Annotated in this window: 6 protein-coding genes and 1 tRNA gene; 3 read left to right on the top strand and 4 right to left on the bottom strand. The window is 60.4% G+C overall.

Going from position 1 to position 6183, the window contains the following annotated elements:
- The coding region (locus AC0KW6_RS11315) for a transposase (protein WP_474034923.1) at positions 1-253 on the top strand (253 nt) is incomplete at its 5' end.
- A 646-nt stretch (positions 254-899) separates the two neighbouring features.
- On the opposite strand, the gene AC0KW6_RS11310 is transcribed toward AC0KW6_RS11315, so the two are convergent.
- Positions 900-975, bottom strand: a tRNA-Lys gene (locus tag AC0KW6_RS11310).
- Positions 976-1162: 187 nt separating this feature from the next.
- Between AC0KW6_RS11310 and dapF the strand changes: the two genes are divergently transcribed.
- Complete coding sequence (dapF, locus tag AC0KW6_RS11305) at positions 1163-2005, top strand: diaminopimelate epimerase (protein WP_323784353.1); 843 nt, start codon at positions 1163-1165, stop codon at positions 2003-2005.
- Complete coding sequence (mtaB, locus tag AC0KW6_RS11300) at positions 2002-3264, top strand: tRNA (N(6)-L-threonylcarbamoyladenosine(37)-C(2))-methylthiotransferase MtaB (protein ID WP_323784351.1); 1263 nt, start codon at positions 2002-2004, stop codon at positions 3262-3264. The genes dapF and mtaB overlap by 4 nt, the downstream gene beginning before the upstream one ends.
- An 8-nt stretch (positions 3265-3272) precedes the next feature.
- Here mtaB and AC0KW6_RS11295 read toward each other — a convergent pair whose 3' ends face one another.
- From AC0KW6_RS11295 to petB, 3 genes are all read right to left on the bottom strand, one after another.
- Positions 3273-3833: a hypothetical protein gene (locus AC0KW6_RS11295; RefSeq protein ID WP_474034922.1), complete on the bottom strand. Its 561-nt coding sequence runs from the start codon at positions 3831-3833 to the stop codon at positions 3273-3275.
- A gap of 199 nt (positions 3834-4032) precedes the next feature.
- A complete protein-coding gene (locus AC0KW6_RS11290) occupies positions 4033-4821 on the bottom strand; it encodes a cytochrome c1 (protein WP_323775702.1) in 789 nt (262 codons plus the stop codon).
- 19 nt (positions 4822-4840) lie between these two features.
- Positions 4841-6175 (bottom strand): cytochrome b, encoded by a 1335-nt coding sequence (gene petB / locus AC0KW6_RS11285; protein ID WP_323775701.1) that lies wholly within the window; start codon positions 6173-6175, stop codon positions 4841-4843.
- Positions 6176-6183 lie beyond the last annotated feature (8 nt).

Below are 6183 nucleotides of genomic sequence, written 5' to 3'. Positions count from 1 at the left end.
GGACCGAGGCTATGACGCCGACTGGTTCCGAGAGGCGTTACAAGACAAAGGGATACGCGCCTGTATCCCCGGCCGAAAGCAACGCAAGATCCCGGTCAAATTCGACAAGCGCCGGTATAAGCGGCGAAATCGCATCGAGATCATGTTCGGAAGGCTGAAGGACTGGCGGCGCGTGGCAACCCGCTATGACCGCTGTCCGAAAGTCTTCCTCTCAGCCATCGCCCTCGCTGCAACCGTCATCTTCTGGTTATGAATCCTGACCCTAGGGCTGACCGCAATGCGGGAACCGGTTTTCACTCTTGGGAAGAGAGTGAAATTGCCCGTTTCTTCGAGGTGCACAAGCCGGGCACGCTGGCCCATCGGGCTGTTACCTTGATGCTTTACACCGGAACTGCGCGCGTTGACGCGGTGCAGCTTGGCCCTTGGAACCTGAAGGACGGCCGCATTGAGTACCGACGTCAGAAGACGGCACGTTCCGGTGGAATCAAAGTAAGCATCCCGGTCCACGCTGACCTGGCCGAGCTGTTGCCCACATTGCCGGATGATCGGCCCTTCCTGGCCACAGAATCTGGCAAGGTGCGGGCTGCTGCTGGTCTGGGAAACGCAATGCGCCGCTGGTGCGACGAGGCTGGTTTGCCTGCTTGCAGTTCTCATGGGCTGCGCAAGGCTTGTGCCCGCCGCCTAGCTGAGGCGCGCGCAACTACCCACGACATCGCGTCTGTGACTCCTAGCTCTTGTCCAGCTCTATACCGAGGCAGCAGGCCGCGAGGGATTGGCAGACTCCGCCATGGAAAAGCTGATTGCACGACCGAATGGCAAGAAGGATGTGGCGAACCTCTCCGAGGGGTTCGCCAAAGATGGCGATAAACCCTTGGAAGGAGGTATCTAATGGAAGGAAGTGGTGAGCCGTGCAGGATTCGAACCTGCGACCCACTGATTAAAAGTCAGTTGCTCTACCAACTGAGCTAACGGCCCACTTCTTCGTCGCTGTCTAAGTGTTTTCCCCAAAAGGATCAAGCACTTATTTCGCTTCGGAACTGCCTGGCAGCCTGTGTCTTGCTGTCCCGATAGGCGGCGTATCTAGGGCCAGTGCGGCGGGGGGTCAACCCCTTTTTTTAACTTTTCCCGCTGAAGGCTGGATTCATCTGCGGCACAGGTCTATATGCCCGGAATGAGCACCCAAGCAGATACCTCTCTCCCCTTCATGAAGATGCACGGGCTGGGCAACGATTTCGTTGTAGTCGACGCGCGCGCGAAGGACATTGCCATCTCTCCGGCTATGGCCAAGGGAATAGCCCACCGCCAGTTCGGCGTCGGGTTCGATCAGCTGGCCGTGATTTCGAACGGTCCGGGGGATGCCCATCTGACCTTCTACAATGCCGATGGCTCCACCTCCGGAGCCTGCGGCAATGCCACCCGCTGCGTGGCGCGCCACCTGATCCTGGAAAGCGGCAAGCCCGGGCTGCATCTGACCACGGACCGCGGCGACCTTTATGCCCGCGACGCCGGCAATGGCCTTACTTCGGTCAATATGGGAAAGCCGCAGCTTGATTGGCAGGACATTCCGCTGGCCGAGGAAGCGGACACGCTGGAACTGCCGATTGAAGGCGGCCCGACCGCCACCGGCATGGGCAACCCGCATTGCACATTTTTTGTCGAAGATGCCGAGCTGATCCCGCTGGATGAATTCGGCCCCCGCTACGAACACCATCCGCTTTACCCGCAACGAACCAACGTGCAGGTCGCCCAGGTGACCGGCGCGGACCGCATCCGCATGCGGGTGTGGGAGCGCGGCGTGGGCGTGACGCTGGCCTCTGGGTCGTCCTCCTGCGCCACAGCCGTTGCGGCCGCCCGGCGCGGGCTGACCGGGCGCAAGGTGCAGATCGACCTTGATGGCGGCAGCCTGTGGATCGACTGGGCCGAGGATGGCGTCTGGATGACGGGAGCGACCATGCATGTCTTTGACGGCACGTTCACGCGTCAGTTCCTGGAGAGTCTGGTATGAGCGCGCCCAAGTTCACCACGCTGGGCTGCCGCCTCAATGCCTATGAGACCGAGGCGATGAAGGAGCTGAGCCAGCAGGCGGGTCTGAAGGACGCCGTGGTGGTGAACACCTGCGCGGTCACGGCCGAAGCGGTGCGCAAGGCGCGTCAGGAAATCCGCAAACTGCGCCGCGAAAACCCCGAAGCGCCGATCATCGTGACCGGATGTGCCGCCCAGACCGAACCGGAAACCTTTGCCGCGATGGAGGAGGTCACTCGCGTCATCGGCAACACCGAAAAAATGCAGGCCGGGACTTGGGACGAAATCGCCAAAGGCCCGGACTTCATCGGCGCCACGGAAAAGGTGCAGGTCGACGACATCATGTCAGTGACTGAAACCGCAGGCCACCTGATCGACGGTTTCGGCACCCGCTCGCGCGCTTATGTGCAGGTCCAGAACGGCTGCGACCACCGCTGCACCTTCTGCATCATCCCCTTTGGCCGCGGCAATTCCCGCTCCGTCCCCGCCGGTGTGGTGATCGACCAGATCAAACGGCTGGTGGACAAAGGCTATAACGAAGTGGTGCTGACGGGCGTGGACCTCACCTCCTGGGGCGCCGACCTGCCGGCGCAGCCGCGCCTGGGCGATCTGGTGATGCGGATTCTGAAGCTGGTGCCGGACCTGCGGCGGCTGCGCATCTCCTCGATCGATTCGATCGAAGCGGATAACAATCTGATGCAGGCCATTGCCACCGAACCGCGGCTGATGCCGCATCTGCACCTGTCCTTGCAGCATGGCGATGACCTGATCCTGAAACGCATGGCCCGCCGCCATCTCCGCGACGATGCCATCGCATTTTGCGAGGAAGCCCGCCGCCTGCGTCCCGAAATGACTTTCGGGGCGGATATCATCGCCGGCTTCCCGACCGAGACAGACGCCCATTTCGAAAACTCGCTGAAGCTGGTCACCGACTGCGATCTCACCTGGCTGCACGTCTTCCCCTATTCCAAGCGGGAAGGCACCCCGGCCGCTAGGATCCCCAACAAGGTGAACGGCACAGTCATCAAGGAGCGCGCCGCCCGGCTGCGCGCGGCTGGCGACGCCCAGGTCGCCCGCCACTTGGCTGAACAGATCGGCCGGACCCACCTCATCCTGATGGAAAACCCGCATATGGGCCGCACAGAACAATTTACAGAAGTGAACTTCACTGCGGCGCAGGTGGAGGGCAGCATTGTCACCACGCAAATTACCGGGGTGGCAGGCACCCAACTTATGGCCTGATACCGTTTCTAACTGCCCTGGCGCTGACGTAGGCGGTTATTCATTGCTGCTTTCATTGTCCTTGGTTCCAAGACATAGAATACGCATGGCGTCAGTATAGCAACCAGCATGAATGTTAGCATACCTAACACGACCAACCCGGGCAGCCCTGCCACGCGCGTTCCGGCAAATGCTGCCGCGCCTGCGGTTAGATAGCTCCATAAAGTGTGCCCTATGGCTGCCGGGAACAGAGTTAATGCCGCTACTGCCATTCCGCTCAGCGCCTTTCGATCTTTGCCAAAGCGCACCAGCCAGTACGCATCGCGCAACAGCAAAAAAACCACCAGCGCAACCGATAGAAACAGCAACACTGCCATACCCAAGATCAGCTCAAACAGGGCGGCGGCTTGTTGCTGCCCAATCTGGCAACCGGCCAGCCCGGGACGGACCGCGGCACAGCCAGAAGGAGCGGCAAAAAGGCTGTTCCAATCGATCAGGACAAAACCGAAAGCGTGGAACAGATAGTTGACGCCAGTCAGCAGCGCTATCCAAAGCCCTGCAGCACGTGTTCTTTTTGTGACTGTCTTCACCGGCTCATTTCTCAAACTTGCTTAGCCAGCAGCCGGTTCCGTCAAGTACCCCGGGGCTTTCTGTTTCTTTCTGGCCGGAAATACTCCGGAGTGAATGCGCTGCGAGGTGCGGAGGGGCAGCGCCCCTGCTCACAAACGAAAAACCCCCGCAAGCAGGCTTGCGGGGGTTTGATGTATCTTAATGTCAGTCAGACAAAGGTCAATCTTTGCCCTTGTGCGGCGCCCACAGCTTCTTGTTGGTCAGGTACAGCAGAACCGACAGGACGGTCAGGAACAGCACGCCGACAAAGCCAGCCTGCTTGCGTGCCATCATCTTGGGTTCGGCAGTCCACATCAGGAAGGCCGCGACGTCTTGCGCCATGGCATCTACATCATTGGCATGGCCGTCCGCAAACTCCACCTGCTCATCCGACAGCGGCGGCGCCATTGAGATCCAGCCGCCCGGGAAGGCAGTGTTCTGATAGAAGGTGGTGCCCGCTTCTTCCTTGCTTTCGCCGGTGTAACCGGCCAGCAGCGAGGCGATGTACTCGGCGCCGCCCATGCCCTTGAACAGCTGGTTCAGACCCGAGCCGTAGGGGCCGTGAAAACCCGCACGCGCCTTGGCCATCATGCTGAGGTCCGGGGCGCCGGCGTTGTTGTTCTCCGGGAAGTGGTCGACCGGCTTGGCCGGGCGGTCCTCGTCCAGTTCCGCATCATAAACGCTGAAGTTGTCAGCCGCGTAGGCCCGCACCTGGTCTTCCGGCAGCTGCGGGCCGCCCTCGTCGCCCAGGGTGCGCAGCGGCACCAGCTTCAGCCCGTGGCAGGCTGCGCAAACCTCGGTATAAATCTGCAGGCCGCGCTGCAGCTGGTTGCGGTCATAGGTTCCGAACGGGCCCTCAAACGAGAAGGAGTAGTCGGTGATGTGCTGCTCGCCGCCGCCTGCTGCGTATGACGCAGCAGGGATCATGGCCAGAGCGAAGGCGGCACCGGTTGCCAGTTTCTTGAACATTGTCAGGTGTTCCTTCTTCTTACTCGGCAGGAGTGGCTTCAGCAGAAGATTTTTTGCCGTAGTGGGCGTCGAAATCCTCTTCGATGGTGGCAGGCTGAGCCGTCGGTTTTTCGATCACACCAAGCAGCGGCAGGATCACCAGGAAGTAGCCGAACCAATAGGCTGATGCGATCAGCGAGAACGACGCATAGGGTTCTTCCGCCGGCATCGCACCCAGCCACATCAGGGCAAAGAAGTCGACGACCAGCAGCGCAAACCACCATTTGAACATCGGACGGTAACGGCCCGAACGGACGCGCGAGGTGTCCAGCCAGGGCACCAGCGCCATCACGGCAATCGCACCGAACATCGCCAGAACACCAAAGAACTTGGCGTCGACAATGCCGCCGGTCACGAAGGAGGCAAACTGCACCACCCACACTTCCGAGGTGAAGGCCCGCAGGATCGCGTAGAACGGCAGGAAGTACCATTCCGGAACGATGTGCGCAGGTGTCACCAGCGGGTTGGCTTCGATGTAGTTGTCCGGGTGGCCCAGATAGTTCGGCATGAAGCCAACGATGGCCCAGAAGATCACCAGCACCACGGCCAGACCCAGGAAATCCTTGATCACGAAGTAGGGCCAGAACGGCAGGGTGTCTTTCTCGGCTTCGGCTTTGGACCCTTTGCGGACATCAACACCCGTGGGGTTGTTGTTGCCGGTGGTATGGAAGGCCCAGATGTGCACGATCACCAGCGCTGCAATCACGAAGGGCAGCAGGTAGTGCAGAGAGAAGAAGCGGTTCAGCGTGGCGTTGTCCACCGCCGGTCCGCCCAGCAGCCAGGTCTGGATCGGCTCGCCGATGAAGGGGATCGCGCCGAACAGGCCGGTGATCACGGTGGCGCCCCAGAAGGACATCTGCCCCCAAGGCAGCACGTAGCCCATGAAGGCGGTGCCCATCATCATCAGATAGATCAGCATGCCGACAATCCATGTGATCTCGCGGGGCGCCTTGTAGGAGCCGTAGAACAGACCGCGGAAGATATGGATGTAGACAGCAACAAAGAACAGCGAGGCACCGTTCATATGCAGATAACGCAGCATATGGCCGCCGTTCACGTCGCGCATGATGTGCTCGATTGACGCAAAGGCCAAATCGGCGTGCGGCGTGTAATGCATCACCAGGACGATGCCGGTAACAATTTGCAGCGCCAGGCAGAAGGCTAGGACGATGCCCCAGATCCACCACCAGTTCAGGTTCTTGGGGGTGGGGATCATGATTGTGTCGTAGAGGAGACCGACGATGGGCAGGCGGCTATGCAGCCACTTCTCTGCGCCTGTCTTCGGCTCGTAATGGTCGTGCGGAATACCGGACATGAGCGCGT

Source organism: Leisingera sp. SA215 (assembly GCF_055902035.1).
This window is presented reverse-complemented; position numbering and strand designations above follow the sequence as displayed.

Excerpts from the sequence above, each read along its gene's own strand:
- dapF (WP_323784353.1), top strand. The coding sequence starts at position 1,163 with ATGCCCGGAATGAGCACCCAAGCAGATACCTCTCTCCCCTTCATGAAG.
- AC0KW6_RS11290 (WP_323775702.1), bottom strand. The coding sequence starts at position 4,821 with ATGTTCAAGAAACTGGCAACCGGTGCCGCCTTCGCTCTGGCCATGATC.
- mtaB (WP_323784351.1), top strand. The coding sequence starts at position 2,002 with ATGAGCGCGCCCAAGTTCACCACGCTGGGCTGCCGCCTCAATGCCTAT.
- petB (WP_323775701.1), bottom strand. The coding sequence starts at position 6,175 with ATGTCCGGTATTCCGCACGACCATTACGAGCCGAAGACAGGCGCAGAG.